Origin of the sequence: Paenibacillus sp. 102, assembly GCF_039549175.1 — a bacterium.
Classification (GTDB): domain Bacteria; phylum Bacillota; class Bacilli; order Bacillales; family Bacillaceae_G; genus Bacillus_A.
In genome coordinates, this window is sequence record NZ_JBCGHT010000004.1 from 145,292 (window position 1) to 170,838 (window position 25,547).

The 25,547-nt window shown below is 34.6% G+C and carries 29 protein-coding genes; 2 read left to right on the forward strand and 27 right to left on the reverse strand.

The window, feature by feature from the left end; translation table 11 throughout:
• Window positions 1-10 precede the first annotated feature (10 nt).
• The 5 genes from AAIE21_RS12860 to AAIE21_RS12880 all read right to left on the reverse strand — a co-directional run bounded on the left by AAIE21_RS12860 (window position 11) and on the right by AAIE21_RS12880 (window position 5,524).
• Window positions 11-1,183 carry a phosphoglycerate dehydrogenase gene (locus AAIE21_RS12860; RefSeq protein ID WP_343267144.1) on the reverse strand — a complete coding sequence of 391 codons (1,173 nt, stop codon included), beginning with the start codon at window positions 1,181-1,183 and terminating at the stop codon, window positions 11-13.
• Window positions 1,184-1,195: 12 nt separating this feature from the next.
• A complete protein-coding gene (gene serC, locus AAIE21_RS12865) occupies window positions 1,196-2,278 on the reverse strand; it encodes a 3-phosphoserine/phosphohydroxythreonine transaminase (RefSeq protein ID WP_343267310.1) in 1,083 nt (360 codons plus the stop codon).
• Between the two features lie 206 nt (window positions 2,279-2,484).
• Window positions 2,485-2,676 carry a DUF378 domain-containing protein gene (locus tag AAIE21_RS12870; RefSeq protein WP_241816663.1) on the reverse strand — a complete coding sequence of 64 codons (192 nt, stop codon included), beginning with the start codon at window positions 2,674-2,676 and terminating at the stop codon, window positions 2,485-2,487.
• 91 nt (window positions 2,677-2,767) lie between these two features.
• Window positions 2,768-3,835, reverse strand: a complete 1,068-nt coding sequence (locus tag AAIE21_RS12875) for a glycoside hydrolase family 113 (RefSeq protein WP_343267145.1) — start codon at window positions 3,833-3,835, stop codon at window positions 2,768-2,770.
• A 519-nt stretch (window positions 3,836-4,354) separates the two neighbouring features.
• Window positions 4,355-5,524 carry a pectinesterase gene (locus AAIE21_RS12880; protein WP_343267146.1) on the reverse strand — a complete coding sequence of 390 codons (1,170 nt, stop codon included), beginning with the start codon at window positions 5,522-5,524 and terminating at the stop codon, window positions 4,355-4,357.
• A gap of 193 nt (window positions 5,525-5,717) precedes the next feature.
• On the opposite strand from AAIE21_RS12880, the gene AAIE21_RS12885 reads away from it, so the two are divergent.
• On the forward strand, window positions 5,718-6,002 hold the full coding sequence (locus AAIE21_RS12885) for a DUF4183 domain-containing protein (RefSeq protein ID WP_343267147.1): 285 nt from the start codon (window positions 5,718-5,720) through the stop codon (window positions 6,000-6,002).
• 58 nt (window positions 6,003-6,060) lie between these two features.
• Here AAIE21_RS12885 and AAIE21_RS29600 read toward each other — a convergent pair whose 3' ends face one another.
• From AAIE21_RS29600 to pulA, 21 genes are all read right to left on the reverse strand, one after another.
• Window positions 6,061-6,528 (reverse strand): DUF4183 domain-containing protein, encoded by a 468-nt coding sequence (locus tag AAIE21_RS29600; RefSeq protein ID WP_481858677.1) that lies wholly within the window; start codon window positions 6,526-6,528, stop codon window positions 6,061-6,063.
• A gap of 721 nt (window positions 6,529-7,249) precedes the next feature.
• A complete protein-coding gene (locus AAIE21_RS12900; RefSeq protein ID WP_343267148.1) occupies window positions 7,250-8,074 on the reverse strand; it encodes a DUF2785 domain-containing protein in 825 nt (274 codons plus the stop codon).
• Window positions 8,075-8,420: 346 nt separating this feature from the next.
• Entirely contained in the window at window positions 8,421-9,140 is a 720-nt protein-coding gene (locus AAIE21_RS12905; RefSeq protein WP_343267149.1) for an endonuclease V, read from the reverse strand.
• Between the two features lie 18 nt (window positions 9,141-9,158).
• On the reverse strand, window positions 9,159-9,554 hold the full coding sequence (locus AAIE21_RS12910) for an immunity 22 family protein (protein WP_343267150.1): 396 nt from the start codon (window positions 9,552-9,554) through the stop codon (window positions 9,159-9,161).
• A 125-nt stretch (window positions 9,555-9,679) separates the two neighbouring features.
• Entirely contained in the window at window positions 9,680-10,198 is a 519-nt protein-coding gene (locus AAIE21_RS12915; RefSeq protein WP_343267151.1) for a SecY-interacting protein Syd, read from the reverse strand.
• Between the two features lie 107 nt (window positions 10,199-10,305).
• Complete coding sequence (locus AAIE21_RS12920) at window positions 10,306-10,653, reverse strand: immunity protein Imm33 domain-containing protein (RefSeq protein WP_343267152.1); 348 nt, start codon at window positions 10,651-10,653, stop codon at window positions 10,306-10,308.
• Window positions 10,654-10,696: 43 nt separating this feature from the next.
• Window positions 10,697-11,140 carry a hypothetical protein gene (locus AAIE21_RS12925; protein WP_343267153.1) on the reverse strand — a complete coding sequence of 148 codons (444 nt, stop codon included), beginning with the start codon at window positions 11,138-11,140 and terminating at the stop codon, window positions 10,697-10,699.
• A 146-nt stretch (window positions 11,141-11,286) separates the two neighbouring features.
• Window positions 11,287-13,671 (reverse strand): penicillin acylase family protein, encoded by a 2,385-nt coding sequence (locus AAIE21_RS12930; protein ID WP_343267154.1) that lies wholly within the window; start codon window positions 13,669-13,671, stop codon window positions 11,287-11,289.
• A 208-nt stretch (window positions 13,672-13,879) separates the two neighbouring features.
• Window positions 13,880-14,260, reverse strand: coding sequence for a hypothetical protein (locus AAIE21_RS12935; RefSeq protein ID WP_343267155.1), 381 nt, complete (start codon window positions 14,258-14,260; stop codon window positions 13,880-13,882).
• 121 nt (window positions 14,261-14,381) lie between these two features.
• The gene (locus tag AAIE21_RS12940) at window positions 14,382-14,996 is read right to left on the reverse strand and encodes an immunity protein Imm33 domain-containing protein (RefSeq protein WP_343267156.1); all 615 of its coding nucleotides are present in this window, start codon (window positions 14,994-14,996) and stop codon (window positions 14,382-14,384) included.
• Window positions 14,997-15,091: 95 nt separating this feature from the next.
• On the reverse strand, window positions 15,092-15,655 hold the full coding sequence (locus AAIE21_RS12945; RefSeq protein WP_343267157.1) for a DUF1444 family protein: 564 nt from the start codon (window positions 15,653-15,655) through the stop codon (window positions 15,092-15,094).
• A 55-nt stretch (window positions 15,656-15,710) separates the two neighbouring features.
• The gene (locus tag AAIE21_RS12950) at window positions 15,711-16,139 is read right to left on the reverse strand and encodes an SMI1/KNR4 family protein (protein ID WP_343267311.1); all 429 of its coding nucleotides are present in this window, start codon (window positions 16,137-16,139) and stop codon (window positions 15,711-15,713) included.
• A 47-nt stretch (window positions 16,140-16,186) separates the two neighbouring features.
• Complete coding sequence (locus AAIE21_RS12955; protein WP_343267158.1) at window positions 16,187-16,915, reverse strand: DUF4261 domain-containing protein; 729 nt, start codon at window positions 16,913-16,915, stop codon at window positions 16,187-16,189.
• A 128-nt stretch (window positions 16,916-17,043) separates the two neighbouring features.
• Window positions 17,044-17,436: an immunity 22 family protein gene (locus tag AAIE21_RS12960; protein ID WP_343267159.1), complete on the reverse strand. Its 393-nt coding sequence runs from the start codon at window positions 17,434-17,436 to the stop codon at window positions 17,044-17,046.
• A gap of 141 nt (window positions 17,437-17,577) precedes the next feature.
• Complete coding sequence (locus AAIE21_RS12965; RefSeq protein ID WP_343267312.1) at window positions 17,578-18,084, reverse strand: hypothetical protein; 507 nt, start codon at window positions 18,082-18,084, stop codon at window positions 17,578-17,580.
• 82 nt (window positions 18,085-18,166) lie between these two features.
• Entirely contained in the window at window positions 18,167-18,664 is a 498-nt protein-coding gene (locus AAIE21_RS12970; protein ID WP_343267160.1) for a cytoplasmic protein, read from the reverse strand.
• Window positions 18,665-18,817: 153 nt separating this feature from the next.
• Complete coding sequence (locus AAIE21_RS12975; protein ID WP_343267313.1) at window positions 18,818-19,222, reverse strand: immunity 22 family protein; 405 nt, start codon at window positions 19,220-19,222, stop codon at window positions 18,818-18,820.
• A 28-nt stretch (window positions 19,223-19,250) separates the two neighbouring features.
• The gene (locus tag AAIE21_RS12980) at window positions 19,251-19,751 is read right to left on the reverse strand and encodes an Imm6 family immunity protein (protein WP_343267161.1); all 501 of its coding nucleotides are present in this window, start codon (window positions 19,749-19,751) and stop codon (window positions 19,251-19,253) included.
• 207 nt (window positions 19,752-19,958) lie between these two features.
• Window positions 19,959-20,315, reverse strand: a complete 357-nt coding sequence (locus AAIE21_RS12985) for an Imm3 family immunity protein (RefSeq protein ID WP_343267162.1) — start codon at window positions 20,313-20,315, stop codon at window positions 19,959-19,961.
• A 124-nt stretch (window positions 20,316-20,439) separates the two neighbouring features.
• Window positions 20,440-20,805, reverse strand: a complete 366-nt coding sequence (locus tag AAIE21_RS12990; RefSeq protein ID WP_343267163.1) for a hypothetical protein — start codon at window positions 20,803-20,805, stop codon at window positions 20,440-20,442.
• A 243-nt stretch (window positions 20,806-21,048) separates the two neighbouring features.
• A complete protein-coding gene (gene pulA, locus AAIE21_RS12995; protein WP_481858678.1) occupies window positions 21,049-23,613 on the reverse strand; it encodes a type I pullulanase in 2,565 nt (854 codons plus the stop codon).
• 667 nt (window positions 23,614-24,280) lie between these two features.
• Here pulA and AAIE21_RS13000 point away from each other — a divergent pair.
• Complete coding sequence (locus tag AAIE21_RS13000) at window positions 24,281-25,102, forward strand: alpha/beta fold hydrolase (RefSeq protein ID WP_343267165.1); 822 nt, start codon at window positions 24,281-24,283, stop codon at window positions 25,100-25,102.
• 57 nt (window positions 25,103-25,159) lie between these two features.
• Here the strand turns inward: AAIE21_RS13000 and AAIE21_RS13005 are convergent, their stop codons facing one another.
• The gene (locus AAIE21_RS13005; RefSeq protein ID WP_343267166.1) at window positions 25,160-25,498 is read right to left on the reverse strand and encodes a hypothetical protein; all 339 of its coding nucleotides are present in this window, start codon (window positions 25,496-25,498) and stop codon (window positions 25,160-25,162) included.
• Between the last annotated feature and the right edge of the window lie 49 nt (window positions 25,499-25,547).

Here is a 25,547-nt window from a genome sequence, read left to right on the forward strand (position 1 = left end):
TATCTCTCCTTTATACAATCATTCGAACAGCTACGACACCTGTAATTTCCTTTATGTTTTCAACTACATTTTCTTTAATTATATCATCAATTCCATTATCAATATCAATCATTGTATATGCAAAAGAGCCTTTACTACGGTTTATCATATCTGCAATATTAATATGGTGCTCCGCTAAACATCCTGTAATTTGCCCTACCATATTCGGAACGTTTTGGTGCATAATTGTAATTCGTTTCTTTCCGACATAAGGAAGCTCCACATTCGGATAGTTGACTGAATTACGAATGTTTCCTGTTTCCAAATAGTCACGTAACTGGCGAGCAGCCATCACTGCACAATTCTCTTCAGACTCATACGTCGAAGCTCCAAGATGAGGCGTTGCTGTCACATTTTTCAGTTTTATTACATTTTCATTTGGAAAATCAGTTACATAATGATTCATAATTCCTTCTTCTAAAGCTTTTGCTAACGCACCTTCATCCACAAGCTCTCCTCTTGAGAAGTTAAAGAGGCGTACACCTTTTTTCATCGTTTGCACAGCGTGTTCTCCAATTATTCCTCTCGTTTGATCTGTCAGTGGAATGTGCAATGTAATATAGTCACACGTTGAGAAGATTTCATCTAAACTAAATGCACGTTGTACGTGTGTTGATAAGCGCCATGCTGTTTCAACAGATATATATGGATCATATCCAACAACATCCATACCAAGAGATAATGCATCATTTGCGACAAGAGCACCAATTGCACCAAGTCCAATCACACCAAGTCGTTTTCCTGCTATCTCTGAGCCGACAAATTGTTTTTTTCCTGCTTCTACAAGCTGCGGAACTTCTTCGCCTTCTAATCCAGCTGTCCAACCAACCCCACTTATAATATTACGTGATGACATAATAAGACTGGCAAGAATAAGTTCTTTCACTGCATTCGCATTTGCCCCTGGTGTATTAAAAACAACGATACCTCTTTCTGTACAACGGTCTACAGGAATGTTATTTACACCAGCTCCCGCTCTTGCAATCGCCTTTACATCTTTTGAAAATTCTTCTTGATGTAAAGAAAAACTTCGAAGTAGCATAGCATCTGGATGTTCTAACCCTTCTCCAACCTCATATCGCTCTCCTTCAAAAATTTGCAAGCCTTTTTCAGCAATCTGATTTAATGTTTGAACGCGAAACATTTCCCCATCTCCCTATCTATTCTCTAACTCAAAATCCTTCATGTAATCTACTAATTGTTGAACGCCTTCTACTGGCATTGCGTTATAAATACTAGCTCGCATACCACCAACTGAACGATGACCTTTCAATGTAACAAGCCCTAACGTTCTAGCTTTTTGTAAAAATTGCTCATTTAAATCATTGGATGGTGTTGTAAATGGAATATTCATAAGCGAACGATACGCAGGGTCAACCGGTGAAGTAAATAATTTTGACTCATCTAAAAAATTGTATAGAATTGCTGCTTTTTTTCTATTTTGTTCTTCAATCGCAGGTACGCCGCCCTGCTCCTTTAGCCATTCTAGTACTAGCTTCGTCACATAAATACTAAAGGATGGTGGTGTATTATATAAGGAATTATTTTTACTGTAAGTTTCATAGTTTAACATTGTCGGACAAAAAGTATTCGCTTTACCAATTAAGTCTTTTCTAATAATTGCAATTGTTAATCCTGCTGGCCCTAAATTCTTTTGTGCTCCTGCATAAATTAACCCAAATTTCTCTACATCATATTCTTCGGATAAAATATTCGAAGACATATCAGCAATAAGTGGAATATTCTCTAACTTTGGCAGCTCAACATATTTCGTTCCTTCTATCGTATTATTCGTTGTTATATGTACATAATCTAATTCTTTCGGAATCATTGAAACATCAACATTTGGAATCGTTGAAAAATGTTCTTCTTCTGATGAAGCAATAACTTCTACTCCCCCAGTTTTTTGAGCTTCCTGTAAAGCTTTCTTAGACCATGAGCCTGTAATTATGTATCCAGCTCTTTTATGTTCAGTCATTACATTTAGTGGAACCATTGAAAACTGCAGAGATGCCCCTCCTTGTAAAAATATAACATCGTAATTCTCAGGAATGTGCATCAATTCACGAAGCAAGCTACTTGCTTCATCTATAATATTTTGAAACTGTGAAGATCGGTGACTCATTTCAATAACAGACATGCCTGTCCCGTTATAATTTAAAAGCTCCTTTTGCACTTTTTCCAAAACCGGCAAAGGGAGTATAGATGGTCCTGCTGAAAAATTGTAAACCCTCTCCATCACTCTGACGACCTCCCTGTTTCTATATTTATTAATTTTTAAACTTTCTGAATTATACCCCATATAAAATATACGGTCAATTTGTTTTGCTTTATTGAGGTGTAAGACGCAATGGAACCGTTTGCAGATGCACTTGTATTCATAAACATACAAAAAAGTGTTAAGCATTATATCATGCCTAACACCCCATTCATAATTTATAAGAGCTAATTGTCCGTAAAGAACCGATCATAAATTTGATAAATAGCAGAGAGACCAAAAAGCCAATAAATGGTATCAACAAGAGCTGGTGTAGAACCAAACCATTTCTCAACTACATTATAGTCTAGCGCCACAAACAACCAATTCAAACCGCCAAGAATCACCAGAATTACTGTGAGGTAAGACAAAAATTTCATTATGATTGCCCCCTAGGTGATAAAATGGTGAAAGGCCTTTCACTAAAATATATGTAACAAATTTCAAAACTTGCGCATTTCTTTATTAAAATTATTTTTTGTACCAATCCTTTATAATCGCTTCAGCTTCCTTACTATGAATCTGATATGCGTGAGTTTGATCATTAGAACCAATAAACCATATGGAAAACCCTTTAAAGTATGGTTTTGGCTCTAAAACATCTCGAAATGCACGCCATCCATTAGATTGAACCTCTGAGGAGAAGACCTTTGAAACACCTGGATTCCATGGATTTTGTAAACCAAATTCTCGCGCAGGAATATTAAAACCTCCAAAATAAATTGGTTTTCCAGTTACATTATGCAATTGTTCAAGCTGCTGAATCACATTTTGACCACGATTGTAAATTGTCGTTGCATACAAGCTTTTCTTTATTTCTTCGTATGTTGGATTTTGCTTACCTGAAACTTCAAACCAACTATCAATGCTCACAATATCTACTTTTTTTAAATACGGGCGATGTATCTTTTCTATAAATTTCACTTCATAAGATAGATCCCAACTTGCAGTTGACCACCAATTCATCTGATATAGAACATTTCCTTTATACTGCTGACGGACAAAATTAATCGTATCATTCCAATACCCTTCTGCATATTCCATATTGACGAAATTAGAAGCAATCTTTAATCCATAAATATTGTACTTACTTGTAATCGTTTCAAAAATATCCTGTAACACTACTGTCTTCCAATTCCAAAAGAAATCATTTATATTACTTGGATTCCACTCCGTTTCCCCAATATTTCCTTGTTGAATATATGGAAATGGTTCAACTATGACTTGAATATTACGTTTTAATAATTCCTGAATTAAGTGAATCGCTTGTTGTTTTTGCACCTCATTGATTTCCATTTTTGAAGCACTCACATGGGGAATATCTACTTGAATTGGTACATTCACCGTATTTAAATTCAAACGTTCCACATCTTCTAAAACTTTCGCTACATTGTCTACTTCCCATACTGTTACATTTCCTGCTTTTATTTTTCCGAGTTTTACGTTAAGCACTTCCGCTTGCACAGCCCCTTGGAAATAAAAAGAAAATAACATGATACATACTCCTAAAGTACCAAATAACCTTTTGTTTTTCTTCATACAGCCTCTCTTAAAAAACTTTACTTACGCTTACTATTTTATACAGTAGTACCTATATATATCCTATAAAGAAGATACTTCACAATAAAAACACCTATCACTTATACCTTACATGAAATTCTTTTTACTCGAAACACTCCGTTTAAATGACACTTTTATAAAGTGCCTTTCTTTATTTATAACTTTGTTCACATCTTCATAAAGTTGGTATATACCATAACGTAATGGTTTATTGATTCAAAAAATAACTTAAGACATTTCCATTTACTTCCCACTTTTCAAAGAGCAATACATGCCATTGCTCTATTTACATATAGAATTTTGTTTCGATATATCAATCCATATTTTCCAATTGTGTTTTATATCCATTTTCCCTACTACTTAATTTCGTTTTGAATCTAGTTTTTATTCAGTTCCCTTACATTTCAGCACCATATTTCACGTCTTGTTTTAAACTAGGGCTGTAACTAATATCTACAAATCATTACTGGATAGCCACAACATTTTGTTTCATATTTATCAGAAAATATCAACTTGTATTACAGTATCTGTTGTAGCACTTCCAGTAGCGGCTGTTACTCTTAATGAAATACTATCCCCTGCTTGAAATGTCACAGAAACATTATTATTTATATTAGACGTCTGAGCACCAGTTAGTGAAACTATAAGAGATGTATCAACACCATTTTTTCGAATAGTCCAAGTATCTGTATTTGCCCCTCCCGGACCAACTCGAGCCCGTATTGCTAATGATTTTATAACGGCTTTTTGACTCAATCGAATAAAGACTTCTGTCGTTGAAACAGCTGCTGTACCTGGGCGATAAAAGCGATTTCCACCAGTTGGTAAACCAGCAGGATCTGCCCAAAGAATCATACTAGGCTGTAACACTGTAGAAAAACCTAAATTGTTAGTATTGGAATTTATAAGATTCGCTGAACTTAAAGTCATCGTTCCAGCTGTTTGAGATACATCCGCTGTAGTACCTTGAATAGATGCTAAACGTAAACTTAATTTTGCTCCAGACTGATTCACTTCTGCACCAATATAAGATCCTGCTCCCCCTGAACTAGTAGTAGTTAAATTAATGTCACGACAATGAAAGCTATGTGCATTCGTGTTGACTAACAATGATCTTTTATTTCCCAACCCAGCTGATTTTGTTGTTATCGTTGTTGCTCTTACAGCACTTATGCTGTCATCTGGCGTTCCTGTTCCAAAAGAATGAATCGCATAAACATTAGAAGTTCCACTTGTTGATGCTGTTGAATTGTCTACAGTAATAACTGCTGTTCTTAATCTAGATGTTTGTGATGTTGTTCCGGGAAAAGCAACTCCAGTTAAATTCACATGATTAGATGAAGTTAATAGTACGCTAACATCTTCCACTCTTGTATTTTCACCCATTGTAAGTACAGTAGTATTCGATGTTACATTCTGTTTACGAATTATTACTGTCAACAAGCTTAATCCCCTTAATGAATTTCCATTAGGAATGACTATTGTCTCGTCATAAACTCCAGGAAACACAAAAATTGTAATTCCAGTAGCCCCTATTGCATTAATCGCTGTTATTGCACCGTTAATTGTTTTAAAAGGATTCCCTCCAATGAAAGCTGTTGAATCGTTTCCTGATTTCATTACCACAGCTGTATTGGCTCTAGATATTAGTAATTCTTGTAAACTCATCGAATTTTACTTCTCCTTTCGTTTCATATGACATTTTTTATTACTCTCTACTAATGAAAGCAATATTTAATTTGATACTTATATTCATCGATTGATTCATAAGCCGTTTCTCAATTGAGAAGGTACCATAATATAATTATATGAATAAGCTTCTTTGCTTGTTCAAATACAATAAAAAAAGAGGTGAAAGTCATTGCCTATTGTTAAACCGTTTATTGCTGGAAGAAGGTTCGCAAGTACAGCAGGAACAGGAACTACAGCTGGAGCAGATTTAACTTTTGCTAATACTGACTTTACAAATGACGCAGGTGCTGTAACGACATTCCCTGCATCATTTGCATATTTCAGTTTGTACATTAATGGTGTACTACAAACGGCTGATACTGTAACTGGAGTTACTACTACTGCAATCACTATTGTGGGTGGTGCTGTCCTTGATCCAGCTACTCCACTTATCATTGAATTTGTTGTAACGTAGTTCGTTTGAATTTCTGGACAGGCTTACTAGGAAGCCTGTCATTTTTTATGTGGATATGCTAATTAATGATGATAAATTGAAGAATAATGGATGCACCTGCTATAGGGGCTTCAAGACCTGATAAAGTTAATTGTCCTGCTTCAACTTGATATTCAGTTTGTGGTTGAAGAATACCATTCACAAATAAATTCATATATGAAACTTCACTTGGCGATAAAATTTGTGTTGTTCCAAGATCTGCTACACCATCGGCATTTGTATAAATGAGTTTTTCTCCATTTGAAAAGGTAAAATACATTAAGTTCGTTGTTGGTATTGGACTAGGGACTGAGGGGCCAGGTGGTCCTGGTGGCCCCTGCGGTCCTGGTGGTCCTGGTGGTCCTGGTGGTCCTGGTGGTCCTGGCGATCCAGGATAATCTGAAATAATAGGCCGGCTAGTGGTACTAGGAACAGGACAAGGAATCGCTGATCTATATAGTTTCTGAGAATCACACAGAGAAAATTCAACTTTTTTATTTTGTTTCATATATCTCCTTCCATTCTTTATTTCATTTTTATACAGTTGTATTATATGAACAGATAAACAAAATGGATGCAATAGAAATGTTAAATTATGTTTTTTCCCATTTTACAAATATTTGTACTAAAACTTTTATCATCCGTTCTGTTGTAATAACACTGTCTGCATTTTTGCTCCGCCCATTTCATATGTGAGTTTTGTGCGTTCTTCTTTTGTTAGCTTCATAACAAAACCTACAGGACTTCCTTGAGGGCCATTCCTAATGCTTGTGATCTATCTTGCAACTCAAGACGTTGTTCCTGTATTTCCTAAATTTATAACATTCCATAATTTAATTATGGTATACTGTCTCTTTATTTAGAAGTTATTGATTATTAGCCCTCATCAATCGGGCTTTTAAGGACAGTTGATCCCCCGCCTAACTTCTTTGCTTTTGCTGAAGTTTGAGGTGGGAGTCTTGTAAGCGACAAATATCATTTAGTAAACGTATAACTCATAAATATTAAAAATGAACTTCGGTTTATCTTGTATGGCTAAATAGATCATCTTCACGCGGCGCTCACCGGTCGTTTGTATTTCCTTATCAATGCGCACATTTGTAGAATGTAAAAAGATAATCTAATACAATCTAATTTTTTTACGATGTGCCACAGTAGAAGCAGCCCACAAATGCACATTTGTGATGGGATCGAATGATGAACCATATATTCCAATTCGAAGACCTTTTTTAAAATCTATGCCGTTTTTTTAAAGTCTCCAGTATAGCAATCGTAAACCAAGAGTTTCCCTCTTGTTCTAACGTTCGAAAATACAAACTTCTTAAGAAGGATCTAATGTTTTGTACCAATATATCATTTTGAGAAGCGGGAGCTTCTTCAATGATTGTAAAGCTATGAAGCCAATTGTTCCATTCTTCTTTGGTTAAGAGATTTTGGTTCCATAATGACATTACTGCCGTCACCAATCTCTCATCCTCAAAGTTTATGTATACGTAATCGTTCAGACGAACCTTATGACGAACAGCAGTAAGGATCGCATGTGAAAATTCGAGATTTCGTATCGTACGTGCTAAAGCATTTAGCGCATCTGCAGCATGTGCAGTAGAATGGGCCCAGCCTTTTCCCTCTACATAGCCTCTTACATCTTGCTCTAGATATACATATTCAAGAACTTGTTCTGCCACGCTGTAAAGTTGTTCTTCAGATAAAAACGGTTCTTTTTCATGAACGGATAAAATAAGCGGTGGGATTAGAATCGAGAAAGCACGCTTAAAAACAGAGTCTGTTCCCTTTTCATCGATTTTATAAAACAAATAATCAGGACTAAGCGCCTGCAGTAATAGTCCTCGTAACTCTTTGTGTCTAAATACTTCACCTGTAATCCATCGTTCGAGCGTACTGTAAATCAAGTCATCACGCAAATCAGCATCAGGTGACCCGATATTATCTAGCATCCATTGTGCATATGGATATGCGTCCACATCTTCTGGTACAGCATAATTGTTATTTTTGATTTGTTGCAGTTCTTGTTTCAATTCTTGTTCATCCATCATTATATTTTCTATCCCCTTTTAAAGTTTTTCTTTTTTATACTACCTTAAATTTCTCCTTCTATGTTATCCTCTATTAACAATTTCATAAAATTAAGTTAATTCCTGAAATAGTTTTCGATGCAATAAAAAATCGAATCATTATTCGTTTTCACCATGCACCTATTCTTCTATGAAATTGATTCAACTATATAAGAATTATACCAATTGTTTGCATGTAACTGCCTCTCTAAAACAGAATATAACCTATTTAATTTCGTTATGTGCTAAGTATGAGTCCTTTGTCTTTAAACCTAAAATAAGTCTCATAATCCTTATTTCCCTATTCCTTTTTACATTGCATAAATGACTATACTATTTCATTTTTACTTTTTTCTCTTCTTACCTTATGTGTTTCTAAATCTGCCAATCTAACCGGTATTGGCAACCTACTTTCTTCCCCTATTAAACTCGACACAATTTGAACACTCGTATCTAAATCAATATTATTTCCGCAAGAGACAAAAATCGGTTTTACATTCTCCTTCGTCCTTAGAACTCTTCCATATACCTCGTCATCAATCATAATATTGCTAAAAGTAAACGCCTTATTCTCTGGCATGATAAAATCAATACCTTTAATCTTAAGATAACTTTTCGCTACACCGATTGTAGGCTTTTGTAAGAAAAACGAAGCATGTGTTGCAATTCCCATATGTTTATAGTGTAAATAGCCATTCCCATCGAACATGAATAGATCTGGATTAGAAGTAAGCTTTTTGGCTGCCTCTATTACTAAAGGCAACTCGCGAAACGCTAAAAAACCTGGTATATAAGGTACTGCCACTTCCCCATAAGTATAAACTTTTTCCACTTCCTTCTTCGTATGATAGTCAATCACAACAATACAACAAGTTCCATAGTGCTTATCATCTTCTTCCCAATAAGCTAAATCTACCCCAGCAATTAAGCTCACATCTTCTAGATAAAAGTTATTTTTCAATTCAATGGTATGTATGAGTTTATCTTGAATTTCAGAAAATTCTTCTTCTGAATGTAGATGAAATGAATGTACTTCTCTAACTTCCATGTTTTAATCCCCTTTTTATTAGCATTTATACGAAACGGCTCCTATGTATTTCATTTCATAACGGTTTTCATTTTTATTTATTATTTTATCACTGTATTCATAGTTATATATCATAATAATCGTGTTATACTTCATCTCTAGTATATTTGCAGTAAGTCTTTTCATCTGTGGTATCACAACTTCTTCATAAGAACACCCTGCTAGTAAAGTTTCTAGATGATTACTTCGTTTGAAATAAAATTCTTTTTCGATAAAGTCTTCATCAATATCATACATACAAATATGAAAATCTTTTATAAATGATGATGGTATGGAATCACCATCATCTGTATATTTTATACGGAAATAATCCTCTAAAAGATCTTCAGATTCCATATTTCCTAGCCATAATGAGACCCTGCCTTCTTTTTCCATGCATACCTAAATGGATCTTTCCCTAAAGCATTTTTCATTGCATCATTTTTTTCTAGTACTAATTTAATTATTTTCATTACCTCTTAACTTATATCTTACATGGAACGCTCCATTATATATTTTCGCTAAAGCATGGAAATAAGTTCAGCTAAACTATTACTAATCACTTCAAAACTTCCTCTTTCATAGTCTTCTATCTTCACTTGTCCATTTTCATTATCTACAACAATTAAAAGTCCATTACACTCCATACCTATAGGAATATTCTTTAACTCATTATGGTGCGCTTTTTTGTAGCCTTGTAAAGAAGTATAAAAATCTCGAAGTTCAATTCCTGGTATAACAGAATTTAGCTCTAGGTTATACTCTAAATAATTGCCAGCTAAATCTAAAAACCAGTAGGAATTATAGTATTCTTTAATAGAATCATGGAATTGTATGGCTAATTCCCTTTCTATATTAGAAAAATCATGAAATATATCTTTTTCGGTAGGCTTCCAGAAGATATATCCTTCTGCATCGGGTTCTCCTTCATAAATAAAAGAATTTGCCTCTTTTATCCACACAGATTTTGGTAATGAATGATTATAGTCTTTCCATTCCTTAAGTAATGTATGAAAATACTGTTTCATCTCTTCTTTCATTTTTACTACTCCTAAACTATTATTTAGAGTTGCACAAAAACTACAACCGGATTATCAGTATGCCCTTTATAACCCAAACAAATTAAAATTCATACTGCTATGTTATTTTAATGATACAAAAACTCGATAACCTCTTCTGTTATATTATCAATAAAATAACACCTTCCCTTCTCTACCACTAGTTGTAGGTCACTACCAACTGGAAAGGAATACACCGCTAAAATAGCAGGTTCAAATTGGACTACTGTGTTAAAGTCACATACAACTAAATTATCCGGATCATTTACGTAATCATCATCATCAATATCCGAAAAAAATCTCCAGCCATTATCAACACTCGTTACAGATTCATCTCTAACCAACCATTTTAACCTTCCATTCTCCTCCAAAATGTTTTTTGATACGATACAGCCGCCTGCATTTTTAATAAACTCTGACTTTATGTAAATGGACATATTCTCTCACCCTTTCCATTGTTTCTTTTTATGATTGTTTACCTTATACACTCTCATCAATAATTTTGAACCCACTATATTCAATTAAAGCTCTAAACACATCACTCCCTCCGTATGGCCAAGCATAAGGATCAAATTCAATTCTCCCAATATTGTTTGTTGCCTTTTCACAAGAGACTAGTTCATATTCCCCAGAGGCAAACGTATCAATCATAGATTCAAAATCCCATGGAGTTCTTAGTTTAGGGTCTGTTAAACGTTTTTCTACAGGAGTTTGTTCCCATAAAACCTGGTAATTTTGTAATTCTTCTTCCGTCGGCCACCAAAACTGTTTTAATACCTCTTCTTCAAAATAATCTAGCCACATAGAATCACTACAATCGATCATCTCTTTTTCTTTCTCTTCCTTAAGCTTGTAAAAAAATTCTCTTAGTTTATGAAAACGGGCCTCTTTATATATTACAAACTCAAAATAACAATTCGTCATGTACTCACCCCTATATTTGTATGACCAGGAAACTATATTTCCCTAAATTATAACATTCCATAATTTAATTATGGTATACTGCTCCCTTTATTAGAATTTATTATAATAAAAAGACTCCTACAAATGTAAGAGCCTTATAAACCTTATTATGGTTTTAAAGTTAATATTTTACCGCCTATTCCATCTGTACGAAGAGTAGTAACATGATAGTTTCCATTTACCCAGCCTTCTATTTGATCATGATACCAACCACTTCTAAAATGTCCTGACTGTCCTGGGCCTACGATGTGATAGCCATTAGACATATCTTTTGTATCTATTACAAACCGCCAAGATGCTCCATGATTTACAATGCCATCATCTCCATAACTTGCTGCTTGGACTGTAATATTACTCCCTCCAATTGGTACAGGTTTTTCACGATTGAAAAAGAACGCGAGTACATCAGATGATTTTGAGACAGGATGTATAAACGAAAGTTGATGATATGCTCCCCACTTCCATTTCGTTACGTCTCGGCCATACTGTTTTTCAAGCTTTTCCATTACCTTTGCATACGATGTATGTAAAACTTCTGTGAAACCTCCATGTTTAGAGAACCATACACTGTTTTCTCCATTCATTTGTTTACGAATTAATTCATCAACGACTTGTTGTTTTCCTTCAAATAAATCCATTACGTCCTTTGGTATTTCCTTTGAAAATAGAGTATTGGATATTTCTTTCATCCATAAATGAAAGATTAACGGGGCAGCTTGATCTTTACTATCGTAAAAATCCCAATTTGTTAACTCTTTTATCCCCTGTTTCTCCACGTCTGATACGTTTACTTTATCCAGTTCTTTCAAAAACACGGGAACAAACTCTCTTGCGTGAAGGTTCTTTTGATCCATTTGCAACTCTTGCAAATCCTCTACAGTCAATTTATCCTTTTCCTGCAAAAACTCTTGAATACGCATTTGACGATACGGCTGTGCCCAAATGTGACTAATATGATACGGATAGTCATCGTTTATAATTTTATTATTGGCAGTTGAAATAAAGCCTTGTTCTGGATTTATGACCTTTGGAAGTTTATCAAACGGAATGTAGCCTTCCCATTCATACTCGTCTGTCCATCCAGGTACAGGTAAAATCCCATCTCCTTTTTTCCGTATTGGTATGTTTCCATTGGCTTTATACGCAATCGTGCCATCTGTTGATGCAAATAAAAAGTTTTGGGTAGGAGTATGAAAATCTTCCAGTGCCGTTTCAAATTCAGTCCAGTTTGTTGCTTTGTTCATATTGAGTACAGCCTTTAATTCTGCTGAAGGTTCTAATGCCGTCCATTTCAGTGCAAAAACAGCTTCATCTTTATTTTTATAAGCAAATTCTGAAATAACAGGACCATGTCTCGTAACCGTTACTTCGTATGGAATTGTTTTTCCGCCTTTCACCTTTATCGGTTCCTTCACAATCGTAGCTTTTTCCCATTTTTCGTTATACAAAAATTCATTTGGATTTTCAGGATTTCTTTTTTCAATATATAAATCTTGTACATCCGGACCTGTATTCGTAACCCCCCAAGCAATTTGTTTGTTATGCCCTAACATAACTCCTGGAACACCCGCAAAAATAACTCCGCTCACATTTATATCTTTCATTTCCAAATGTGTTTGATACCAAATAGATGGTGTTGCTAAAGAAAGATGAGGATCATCTGCTAATATAGGCATTCCAGATACACTTTTTTCTCCACTTACAACCCAATTATTGCTCCCATTAGATTCTGGAGGAATAATTGCTTTTGCAAAGCTACCGGCCACATTCACATTTAGATTATTTAACTGTGCTAATAGTCTAGGAGCATCTTTTGGATAAGTCGGAAATAGCTCATAGGCCTGTTCTTTTGAAAGATGTTGAAGTGCCCAAAACCGAAATGCTTGCCCATGCCAATGACCACCTAAGTCAAAAGCCATATACTTGCCAATCGTTAAAGAATCAACCGGAGTCCATTCAGCAGGCTCGTATCCTAGCAAATGAAACTCTACTGGTAGTTTCCCGTCCTTTTTCGCTTCCTTTATAAATGCATTTATTCCATCGGCAAACGACTGCAACGCATCTTTTGCTTCACCAGTATATTGATTCTCAGATGCTTCTGCTGCCCGTCTAAGTCCAAGGGTTCGGAACAATTTATCTTTATCTAACGCTGCCTTCCCAATCACTTCGCTTAATGTTCCAGATGCCTGCCTTCTACTTAAATCCATTTGAAACAAACGATCTTGCGCCTGAACATATCCTTGTGAAAAATATACATCATGCGCATTTTGAGCTTTAATATGAGGTACCCCTTTTTCATCTCGTATTACTTGAACCAATTTTTGCAACCCACCAACATGAACCGTCCCTTCTACCTTTGGCATTGACTTCATCACGAATGCGTTTGCAAAAACTGCCGCGGCAACAAGTAAAAAAAGGATGATACTACCAGACCAAATGACAATTCTTTTTCCCTTACCTCTTTTCTTCCGTTGCTTCACAACAACTTCCATACAAGCTCTCCTCCTTTTTCAATGTATTCGCTCATATTAGGAGAGAACCCTTTCATATTGTAGAGAACCATTACCCTTTGATATGTAGAGCACTATTTAACATTCTTATTGTGAGCTGTCTCACTCAAAAGCTAACGATAAAAAGCCCCAGTAAATTCCGATTTACTGAGGCTCTCTTTTTTTTATTAAATACTCAATAGCAAACACTTTATCTTAAAAACATTTCCAACAAAGGAATTTTGAACGCACCTAAAAATGTCGGCATGACAAATGCAACAATAAGAAAAAGCACTTCCACAGCTATCTTTTTCCATTTAGAATTCGGTACGTACTTCTGATAGAAATAACAGCTGAGAAAAGCCAGAAATATGAATCCCACCCCGATGAGAACTGGATATAAATACGGCATAACTATTGGAGCATATTCCGTACTCATATCAGCATTCGGATCGTCCCAAAACAAAGCTACCGTAACGGCAAAAAAGAAGAAAAATGCGAAATTTAACATATGGAAAGTGGAAAGTAAAATAACCATAATTAATATCACTTTATCCTTCACTACATGAAATAAACTGTCTTTATAAGCCACGAACCTTCCTCCCTAAGTAATTGCTTCATTATGTAATTAGGCTTATCCTACCTCAATTCGATTCTACAATATTACTGAGGTACTGACTTCAACAAATTACTAACTCTTTTTCTATACTAGATTATAAATCGTTAACTCTATCCAAAATGTTTACATTATTTTCATCTACCACTGCTTGCACTACATCTTTTTCAAAGATTACAAGATATCCAGAAGGCAATGTTAACACTTGAAGAAGAGAAGGTCTTAATTTTAGTAATTCATATGCATAAAACGCTTCATACTCTTCTGTGTCATGCTCATCATGAACAGGGCCTATATACCAACCAGAGTCACCATCTTCACAATCCTTTGTTCTTTCTAAATAAATATCATCTAACCCCAATACATTTTTAGCAACGACAATTTTATCACAAAAGCGCAGCAATTCCCCTTCAATTGTAAATGGTTTTAAAAAACTCACTTGCGTCACTAGTATCCATAAAGAAATCGTTAAATCATCTGTCATATCTTGAAATGGATTCTTCGTATAATCATGTACAGTAATATGAAATCCATCTTCCCTTTCATCAAGAAAGTAAATCGACCAACCAACTTGTATAGAAAAACCATCTATTAATCGATCATTTTCTACTTCATTTAGAAAGCCAAATAAACCTTCTACCTGCATCGCAAAGATTTTTTCTGCCTGAGCAATAAAAGTCTTATCCCCTATCTTCTTCATAAACTTTTCCACTTATTTTCTCCCTCTTTTCACAAGTACTTCATTTTCATTCAGAATACTTACTCTACTATTATAAGTACGACTTTATTTTTGAATATTTTGGATGGCTATAAATAACTCCATTTCCCCTCACTTCTCATCAAAATTTTATCAATAAGTAAATGATCTCCGTCTTCCCAAACCTTTTCTATTATACCTTTCATTTTTTCAATTCCGTTACTAGCATTACAATCACAAAAGACAAGAATATCTCTTGCTGGTATCGCAACCGCATATCCATTTGATACGAATTCTTTTAGTGAGTAATCCCATAAGTCGTCTAAAACAATTAAGCTAGCTTCGAAATTCCCGTCAAGAATTAAGGCAAAACATCCTTCTGATAGTGTGTGAACCCGAAGTTCTTTTTCATCTGCTAGTTTATAAAGATTATTGACCCCCATTTCTAACAACTGCTCCTCATCCAATCCTTCTTCTGATATATGCCTATTTTGAACATATTGAAAATAATCGTTTTGATCATCCTCAACTAAAAAGGTAATTATTAAATCTTTATTAAAAAATGTATGGACAAAACTATTTTCTTCGGATAGGGTAAAACACTCCTCATCAAGATCCTCTTTTACTACTGGTTTTAAGTATGCAACTGCTTCCTTACAAAATTTCCCCGCCATATAACCCCCTCTTTCCACACCAACATCTAACTTTACACATATGATGCTATGAAACTTAATACAATAATTTCTCTATACCAATTCCGTTTTTTAATAACAGTTTTAAAGATGCAGTAAGTTTAATCGAATCCTGAATATCTAAATTTCCTAAGTCTACTAAATAAACTCCAAATCCCTCTATTCCAGACGCATATGTTAACACTTTTCCCCCTTCATCATCGCCAATAGCAAGAGAATAAGGGATATATTTTTGAATATGATAGGCTTCATTCATCTCGATACAATCAGTAGGACCCCAAATACGTATATACATATCATTACAGACATTAATTTCTACATTTGTAACTTGCCGAACTATTTCTATATATTCCAATGGAACTTCTATAGATGAAAAATTTTGAAGTGCTCGAATTTCTTCTTCACGAGCCGGTAGTTCTTGAACATCCAGCCTAAAAACTGCGTTTAGTTCTTCAAATATACCTATGATAGATTACTCCTTCCTCATTGTTATTCCTATTCATTTTAAATAATCTATTTTTTTGCTAACGCCCAAATACCATACTGATTATAAAACAATTCATCTTCTGAAAAATGTTTACACTCCGTATGTTGCAATATAAAATGAGGATTATTTTCATCCAGGCTAAACGTAGAATAGTCCGTTAAACTAGGCTTTTCAATGAGATTATACAGACAAAAAACGTTCATTAATTCTTGAGCATATTGCGGAGTTACTTGATCTTTAAAAGTAATTACATCCGGTAGCCCAAAGCAATGCATACCACATGTATAGTAAAAATCATCTTCTTCGGCCACTGTTACAAAGGCTTGAAATAATTCTACTGCATTATCTGTATGATACATATCATTCCAGTTTTCAATTGTATTTGCCGTACCTGAAGATTCAACTTTCACGCCAAGTCCTCCAGCTTTTACAAGTGCATTTGCAGTATCAACTAACTTCCTTATCTTTTCAATGGAACCTCCGTCCCCAATTAAATACAAAGTTAAGGAATGCCCTCTAATAAGATCAAGTTCTTCCTCAGTAAATGAATTGTATCCAGCAATTTCAAAAGCTTCTGCTACTCGCTCATCATGTTCATATATATCAACTTCAAAAAAAGTACTCGAATCCCCTAGTTTACTAATATAATTCCCAGCGAACATATATCCCCCACTTTTTCTTACAATCGCTTCAATAAGTTCACTTCTATTCTTCCATAAACCAGGTATACATAATACAACTTTTGAACTTTCCATCTAACCCTCTCCTTATCTACAACATTTCTCTATGTAAAAACAAATACAATACCCTCCCAAGATTTCTCATCTACTTGCTAAGTTCCTCTCTGCTCATTTGGCTTTTCACATCACTCAATCCCTTAAAGCTATTCATAATAAGGTACAGCACCAACAAATATAAATTCTAAACCCTCATATGTATCTTTTACTTTCTCAGCATCGTATTGAAAATCATAAAGTACTATAACAGAATTCATACCATCCTCTACATTTACTTTTTTCATAAAATCTTTAAATCTCGAAATAATTACCTCACTATAAGAGAAATCTTGTAACATCTCTTCTATATGTATTTTAGGTTCCTCATAAAACATAATTTCGATTTGATATTCATCATAATAACCAAAACCGAAATTCACTCCAAATTTCGAATCTATACTATCTCCATCTTCTGTATATTCCATATCCACATATTTTTGAAGCTGATTAAGTGATTGACTCGTTCCAAGCCACAACGAAGCCATTCCTTTATATTTCATATTGTCTCTCCTTATTTACTCTCCATCGTATAGAAACCTCTTCCCTCGCAGTAAACACCCTTTTTCTTGCAAAACTTTATTCATATGCAAGTTTTCTCGTTCTATAGTTTAAATATCTTGATAACCAACTTCTACAATTCGTTAAAAATTACACCAAAATACACGATCTACTGTTTGTCGGAAAACAGGTACTTTTATAAAGTTTAATAGTATATCTTTCTCATTTGTCCCAACATATTCATCGTTATCTACATTGTAAAATTGAAGGACTTCTACTTTATACACTCCATTTTCAATGTTAATTTTATAATTAGAGCAATTTTCATCAGGTACTTTCTCATCTTCAAATTGTGCAGCCATTGTAAGGCAGTCATAATCAACTAAATATAATTGGTTCTCAGTTACTCTTATATAACCCTCTGCTTTTCTGAAGCACTCTTGCTTTATTGGTTCCTCTCCAACTTTCACTTCTGCATTCCACGAATGCTCAATACCTTCTTCAGTCATCTGAAATACTAAAAGATTTCCGTTTTTCATTTCATCAGTAAAATGCTGTAGCAACATTTCTAATTCCCAATCCTCATCCACAAATGACTTGTATTGCTCCGCATTTACAACCCCAATAAAATTTGTATCACCAAATTTCATACAAAACTCCATCTTTATCCTCCTTAATATGAATAACCCTTATTTTTTAATATCCGCATTACCTAACCTTGTATAAGAAGCATTAAATGATTATTTCCGGCATGTAAACGATCATTTTCCCTTCCGGGTACTCGCCCTCCCATCCACATGGCCAGCCACCATGCTTATAAATTTCAAATATTCTCTCATAAAAATTATCCGTTTTTCCATTTACTAAACGATTGAGTGCACACATATGTAAATCGACTGTTACTTCTTCAAAAATCTCAATGTAGTTAGAAACAAAATTCTCTTGATAGTTGCTTGCTGATTGAACCATATCTCTTAAAGTACGCTCCATTGCGTTTAAATTACCCTCATATAATTTCCCGATTATCTCTCCGCTTTCTAGAGATTTTATATCATCCCATACATTTTCGACTTCATCTAAATCTTGAGACCACGCTAATTCTTGTGCCCTTTCATAATCGTTAACAATAATTCGATTATGATGTAAAACCTTTTCATTATGAAAAAGGTGAAGGCTGGAAAGAAAATGAATAACTTCTTCTACTAATTCTGTGTGTCTTCCATATTTCATCTACAAATTCTCCTTTAAACAGTAACCTCACTTCTTTTATTAAATAGAGGCTGTTAGGATATGAATATAAGCACCTTTCAGTCACCTCTTGTAACTTGTCATTCAACTTTTCATCACATTATAATCGCAGTATACTTTGATCATAAAATACATTCACCAATGTTCTTCTTCCCACTCTTCATAAACAACTGCACCAGCAAAAACAATGTTTCTATTTTCAACAGCATTCGCTTCGCTATATTCAAAATCATACACTCTGATTACTGTATTATAACTCTCTAACATATGTTCCCCATAGTAACCTATGAATTGAGAGATAACCTTTTCATAATAAGACGCTCCATCTAATAGCAACTGTACAGATGTCGTTGAACTATCAATAAATGTGATTTCCAATAGGTCTTCATTGTAATCGACAAAATCAATTTGAAAATCTCTCATAAATTGTGATGGGGTTCTCTCTCCCTGTTCATCAAATTGTGGTTCCACATACTTTTTTAACATTTCTTTACTCTTGAAATTCCCTAGCCATAGAGACATGAAACCTGGATTTTCGATGTTAAACCCTCCTCAATCTTTTCACATTTCATAAAAAGCTTTTTAGATATTTCATAGTACTTTCTTTGCTTACTCGTTCAATCTTTTCACAATACAAAATAAACTTCTCTACTAACTCTTTGTTTATACTTTTGATTTCATAAAAATTGTCTAAAAAATGTTGTACTAAATCTTCATCTACATTCTCAATTGGAGAAGGTAAGTACTTTTCTTTTTGATGTAAATACGCTTGCCAATTCGTATAAGCTACCGCATCAACAATACAATTCCAAACAGCCTTTTGCAGATTCCCTTCATCCATTTGCATTTGTATAAATAATCCTGAGAACTCTGTTCCATCATCTAGTAAGTAGTAGATTTTATCTCCAGACTTTTGTTTATATGCAAGCCACTCCCAACAAATCCTCATCGCTTCCTTCACTTCTTCATATCCAGAAGAGTGTGACAGTAAATCAATTACTGTTTCACTTAACCCTAACAAAAAAGCTACTTGTTTATCAGCGCTTACATTTTTAAAACGATTTAACAATAAGCCCCCTCCTTTATTCAGTTAGATTTTTAATTTCCTCAGACCAAAACGTATTCTTTTCCATAGCCTTGGGATCGATACGCTTCAATTCGTTTTCAAACCAGATACGCACTGATTCAGGAATTTCATTGTCTAAAAAAGCAAATTCACCATTTAAGCGAATTGCTTCATCAATTAACTTAGAAAACATTACATTGTATAAGTGGTTTATTCTACTGAAGGATTATAATCAATCTCTACTTGTTCAAGTCCTTCCAATACTTTATGTATTCTATTCGTTAAATCTCTTATTTCTTCTTGTGTTAATTCCCCCGTTGCGTCTAGTGGATGAAACTTGCTTAATCTCTTTGTTATCCCTTCAATGTATCCAATAAAAACTTTGTCATGAGTTAACAATATTTCACCTATAGCTACATCGGCGATAACGTCTTCTATTTCTCCAAGATTTATATATTCATAAGCAGTCCTTGCGATTGCATCTTTCTGACCTCTATTTAAAGCTAAAAAATCATTATAAGTTTCATTGATGGCTTCAAATAATTCATTGTATTCCCAGTTTTCCATTTCAGATTCCTCCATTAGGTATTCATTATCATGCATACTCACTATTCACTAGAATACAAAACACCATGTGAACAATTATGATGTAAAAAAACAGCAGAGTTTTTAAAATCTCTGCTGTTTCCTATTATTTAACTTCTAACGTGAACCAATTATTTATTGAATAAACAATCGTTACTACACAGCCGATTACACCAAACAAAATAACATTAGGACCCATCGTCGAACCAAATAACACCGCTATTAACGATACCATAAACAATAGCATCGCTAGACCATTCACCTTAATTTCGACTATATCGCCACTTTTCACTTGCTTTTCTTTACTTCCGAAAAACAATTGATTTGCTTTTATCTTTGCTTCTTTTACATCAGAAGGAAGCGTGTATTCTTCATTATTTTCTAATTTCATTACCACTTCATTATCCACTTTTAAAGCTACTCTTGTAGCTCCGCCCATCATTCCTGTTGCCCTTATTACTTTTATACTCATTTTAAGCTCCCCTTAAACTTTTATTCATCTAATAAAAAGATTCCCACTTTTTCGTTTAGTATATTTTCTGCAATTTTTCATCTTTTTTCCACAATATACATATTATCACATTTGAGATTCATTTATTAATAGGAAGATGAGTATTTTTACCTTTTACTTTATAGTCTATAACAAAGAACCTTTTGCAATCCCAATGTAGGTACTGTTTATTTCAAACAAAATTTTCTTTTACATCTTCTATTCTTATTTAATTGGTTTTTCTGTTTTCAAAACAAATGAACTTAATGCAGGAACCTTTATCTTATTATCATGAACAACATACAGCACTTTACTTCCTGCACGTTCACCATCTACTAGCACTTTCCAAGGACCTTTTGATGGAAGAGTTATTTCTACCGCTTCTCTATTCGCATTATGAGCTACAGCAAAATGTTCGGTTTTATTTCCATTCGCTTTGCTATTGAGTGTATAAGCTACAACATTTTTTGGCGCATCCATGAACGTTACATGTTTTTTAATTTGTTCAGCAGTTGTCATGCGAAAAGCTGAATACTTGTTACGAATCTCTATTAAGCCTTTCATATACTCTACTTCTTTATCGAATGCCACGCGGCGCACCCAATCCATCTGGTTAATCGAATCAGGAGATTTGTAGCTATTATGGTCACCATATTTTGTACGCATGAACTCTTGCCCTGCATGCAAGAATGAAACCCCTTGCGATGTCAATATGATGGAAGAAGACAACTTGTGCATTTGTTTACGTACTTCTTCACTGTCACCAGGATTCGTCAACGCAAGCTTATCCCATAATGTATGGTTATCATGTGCTTCAACATACGTTAGAACTTGCTCAGGATCCTGATAAGTAGACACCTTTTTATCATAGTCGATACCAGCCGTAATTCCTTTTTTAATGCGCTCTTCCATGTTTTGCATTCCGCTCACAAAACCATTATCCTTATCCCCAAATACGCTTCCTTTCAATCCATCACGTATATCGTCATTAAAATGAGCGATTCCGTTCATTTTCTCCGCATTTTTTTGATTTGCTTTTAACTCAGGTGCCAGAGGAGTATTTAAATCCCATCCTTCTCCATGAAGAATAATAGAAGGATCGATTTGATTAACAGCTTTACGTATCGCATTCATTGTTTCGACATCATGAATACCCATCAAATCAAAACGGAACCCATCTAAATTATACTCTTTCGCCCAATATACGGTGGAATCTATCATAAATTTCCTCATCATCTTTCGTTCAGAAGCTGTATCATTCCCTACGCCTGTTCCATTTGCGAGTGAGCCATCCTCATTGTAACGGTAATAATACCCTGGAACTAACTTGTGGAAATTAGATTCAGCCGCATTGTACATATGATTATATACAACGTCCATTACAACACGAAGTTTATTATCATGTAGTGTTTGAATCATCTGCTTTAATTCAGTAATTCGAACAGTCGGCTCATAAGGATTGGTAGAATACGAGCCTTCTGGTACATTGTAATTTTTCGGATCGTATCCCCAGTTATATTGTGGTTCATTTAATTTTTCTTCATTTACTGAAGCATAATCAAATATCGGTAAAAACTGAACATGAGTAACACCGAGATCTTTAATATGATCAAGACCTGTTTTTACGCCCTCTGGTCCTCTCGTTCCTTTTTCTGTTACACCAAGATATTTTCCTTTTTGTTTAATACCACTTTCAGGTTGAATGGAAAGATCACGTATTTGCAACTCATAAATAATAGCATCTTCTGGATTTTTAAATTTCGGCTTTTTGTTCCCCTTCCAATTTTTCGGATTTGTTTCTTTTAAATCAACGACTGCACCTTTATCACCATTAACAGAAGCAGCACGCACATAGGGATCAACGGCCTCAGTCCATTTCTCCCCAATCTTCACCTTATATGTATAAAAAAGGCCTTTTTGATTACCTGTAAGTTTTGCAGTCCAAGTTCCTTTTTCAGCTTGATCCATGCTGATTTCAGTACCTTTTTCATCATTCCATTTTTTATAAGTAACCAACTTTACCTCGCTCGCAGTGGGAGCCCATAAACGAAACTTGGTTTCCTGCGGTGTATATATATTACCTAAATCATTGCCCTCATAATAAAATAAATGATCAAATTCCTCGCTACGAATTACTTTACCAATTTCAGTATGAGCTTCAATGGAATTTCCCATTTTGATTTTGTATGTTTGTTTTACATCAAGATTCTTTTCTGTAATAATTTTTACCTTATTGGTAATATCTCCACCATTTGTATCATAAGGACTAACTTTCTCAATGTTAACGCCCTCAATTTCAATTTTTTGCTCCTTAATATTGAACGGAGCATTGGTAGTTATCGTGATCTCATTGAAGCTATCAATAGTGGCCTTCTGAATAGAAAGTTCAGAAGAAGGCTTTGAATCATATACTTTATCATCGCCAGAAAGAACCCATACTTCAGCACGGCCATCCTTTATATTTTCAATCCAACGATCTCCACCGTCTTTTTCCCAGTCATTCGTACGAACGATAAATCCGACGCGATTATAATCACCATCTATTTTTACCTTGGCATACTTACCAAACTCATCTTCCCCAGTAAATTCATAGGACATACCACTCGCATTTTCAGGCCACATCCAAAGATTCCAGTCTTTTGTATTTCCAGCCTTCTCCTTATAATGAACGATAATTTCAGTTGTTTTCGTATTTGATTCTGCTTGTGCACTCTGAAAAGAAAAACCAGATAATAGCAAAGCAATTACAGTAAATAATAAAAACGTCTTGTTTATTATATTTTTTGTCATATACACTCCATCCACCCTTTCTAAAAATATTACGAACCATTCATTTTGAATAACCCTGCATAGATTAATCTAGAAATTGCTTTTATAACACCTCCATATGGAATTCCACTTATTTATTTCAATGATCTTTTAATAGAAAAATCAAAGATAGAAAGGAATAAGAAAACAACGAAAACGTTTGCATTAAATACCAAAAAAAAGACTTACTTATTCCTTGTTATATCCCTAAATATCAAAAGATTACGGAAAACATTATAAAGAAAACGTTTGTTATCGCTTTCAATTTTATAGCACGAACTATAGAAAGGTCAATATATTATTAATTTTCTGTTTTTATATCGTACACATATTTCAAGAAACAAATCTATTGTACTAAATATCCCTATAAATATACCTATAAGTGCTACAGCATTTTCACCTGTCCGTCCCAATATAAATCCCTACCCTATATATCATTCCGAAATTATAATAAATCCTACAATATTTCAAAGCAACAATTTGATCAGACATTGAGATATGCTGACTTTGTTTCTTAGTTAATTTCTGCATTTAATATCATTCACCAATCATATAAAGTAAAGAGGATTACCGATTATAGTTAATAACGATGAAAATGGAATCTCTTATTCATTTTTTTGATAGATAAGAGAAAGGAGAGAGTTTCCAAATGACTATAGTGAAGAATGGAACATTGCAAGTGCCTGGAGCGAGCATCTACTATGAGGTTCGCGGAGAAGGGCCTGTGCTTCTAATGATTCATGGCGGTGGTGGTGACGCTGATAAATTCCTTAAAGTCGCTGACCATCTTGCTGATTGGTATACAGTTGTTACCTACGACCGCCGGGGTCATTCCCGCAGCCATCATACCGATGAAACTGAGGATTACCGCGTAGAAACACATAGCGAAGATGCTCACCGCCTGCTAGCTAAACTGACCGATGAACCGGCATACGTATTCGGAAGTAGCTCTGGTGCTGTTATCGGACTGGATCTGTGCATACGCCATCCGGCGCAGGTAAAGCTACTAATCCCTCACGAACCCGTCTTATTACAACTTTTATTCGGTGATGAGCAGGTGCAGGCTAGAAAATTCATGGAAGACCTTAAGAAAAATCATCAAAATGAAGTCATAAAATTATTATCAAATGTAGGGGCGGACACTAGCAATCAAAAACAAACGAAAGATGTGCAAACAGAGCGGATGCTTAGTAATTCAGCGTATTTCGTTCAGTATGAAATCCCAGGAATTCTTGGCTATTCACTAGATATCGATGCTTTGAAAACCGCATTAAAATCTTCATCGATGCAAGTACTTCCAGCCGGCGGAAGTGCTTCACGGGATTTTTTCGCTTACCGCTGCGCAGTCGCATTATCGGAACAAATAGGAACAGAAATCGTGGAGTTTCCAGGGCATCATGGAGGCTATAACACAAGTCATCATAAAGAGTTTGCTGAGAAGTTACAAGAGATTTGTTCTTCACATTTATAAGAACAAATAAAAACTAGCAAATTTTATTTTGCTAGTTTTCTATTTATTTCAGAACGACTATTCATCAGAATCATCCCTAAACATTACATTATCGATTGCTTCTCTATCTTTTGCAATCCCTTCTATTGTCTCAATTAAATTTTTCACCATTTCAAGTGTAATTAGTTCTTCCTCTTCATAAAGCTTTATACTTGCTCCCATTGAAAGTAATTCCTCAGCAAATTTCACTAACGCTTTCAATTGATCTGCATCACTATAGTTATATTCCATTATAGGCTTTTCTATTTTCATCTTTTGTTTGATTTCACTTATCGATTTAGACGTTTTCTTTCTAATCAAAGGCAGATACTTATTAGAATTCGAATCATGAAGCACTACTAAATTTACAGTAACCAAATCTACCTTCCCTCCTTCAATTAAAATTCTACTATTCCATCATTTCAAC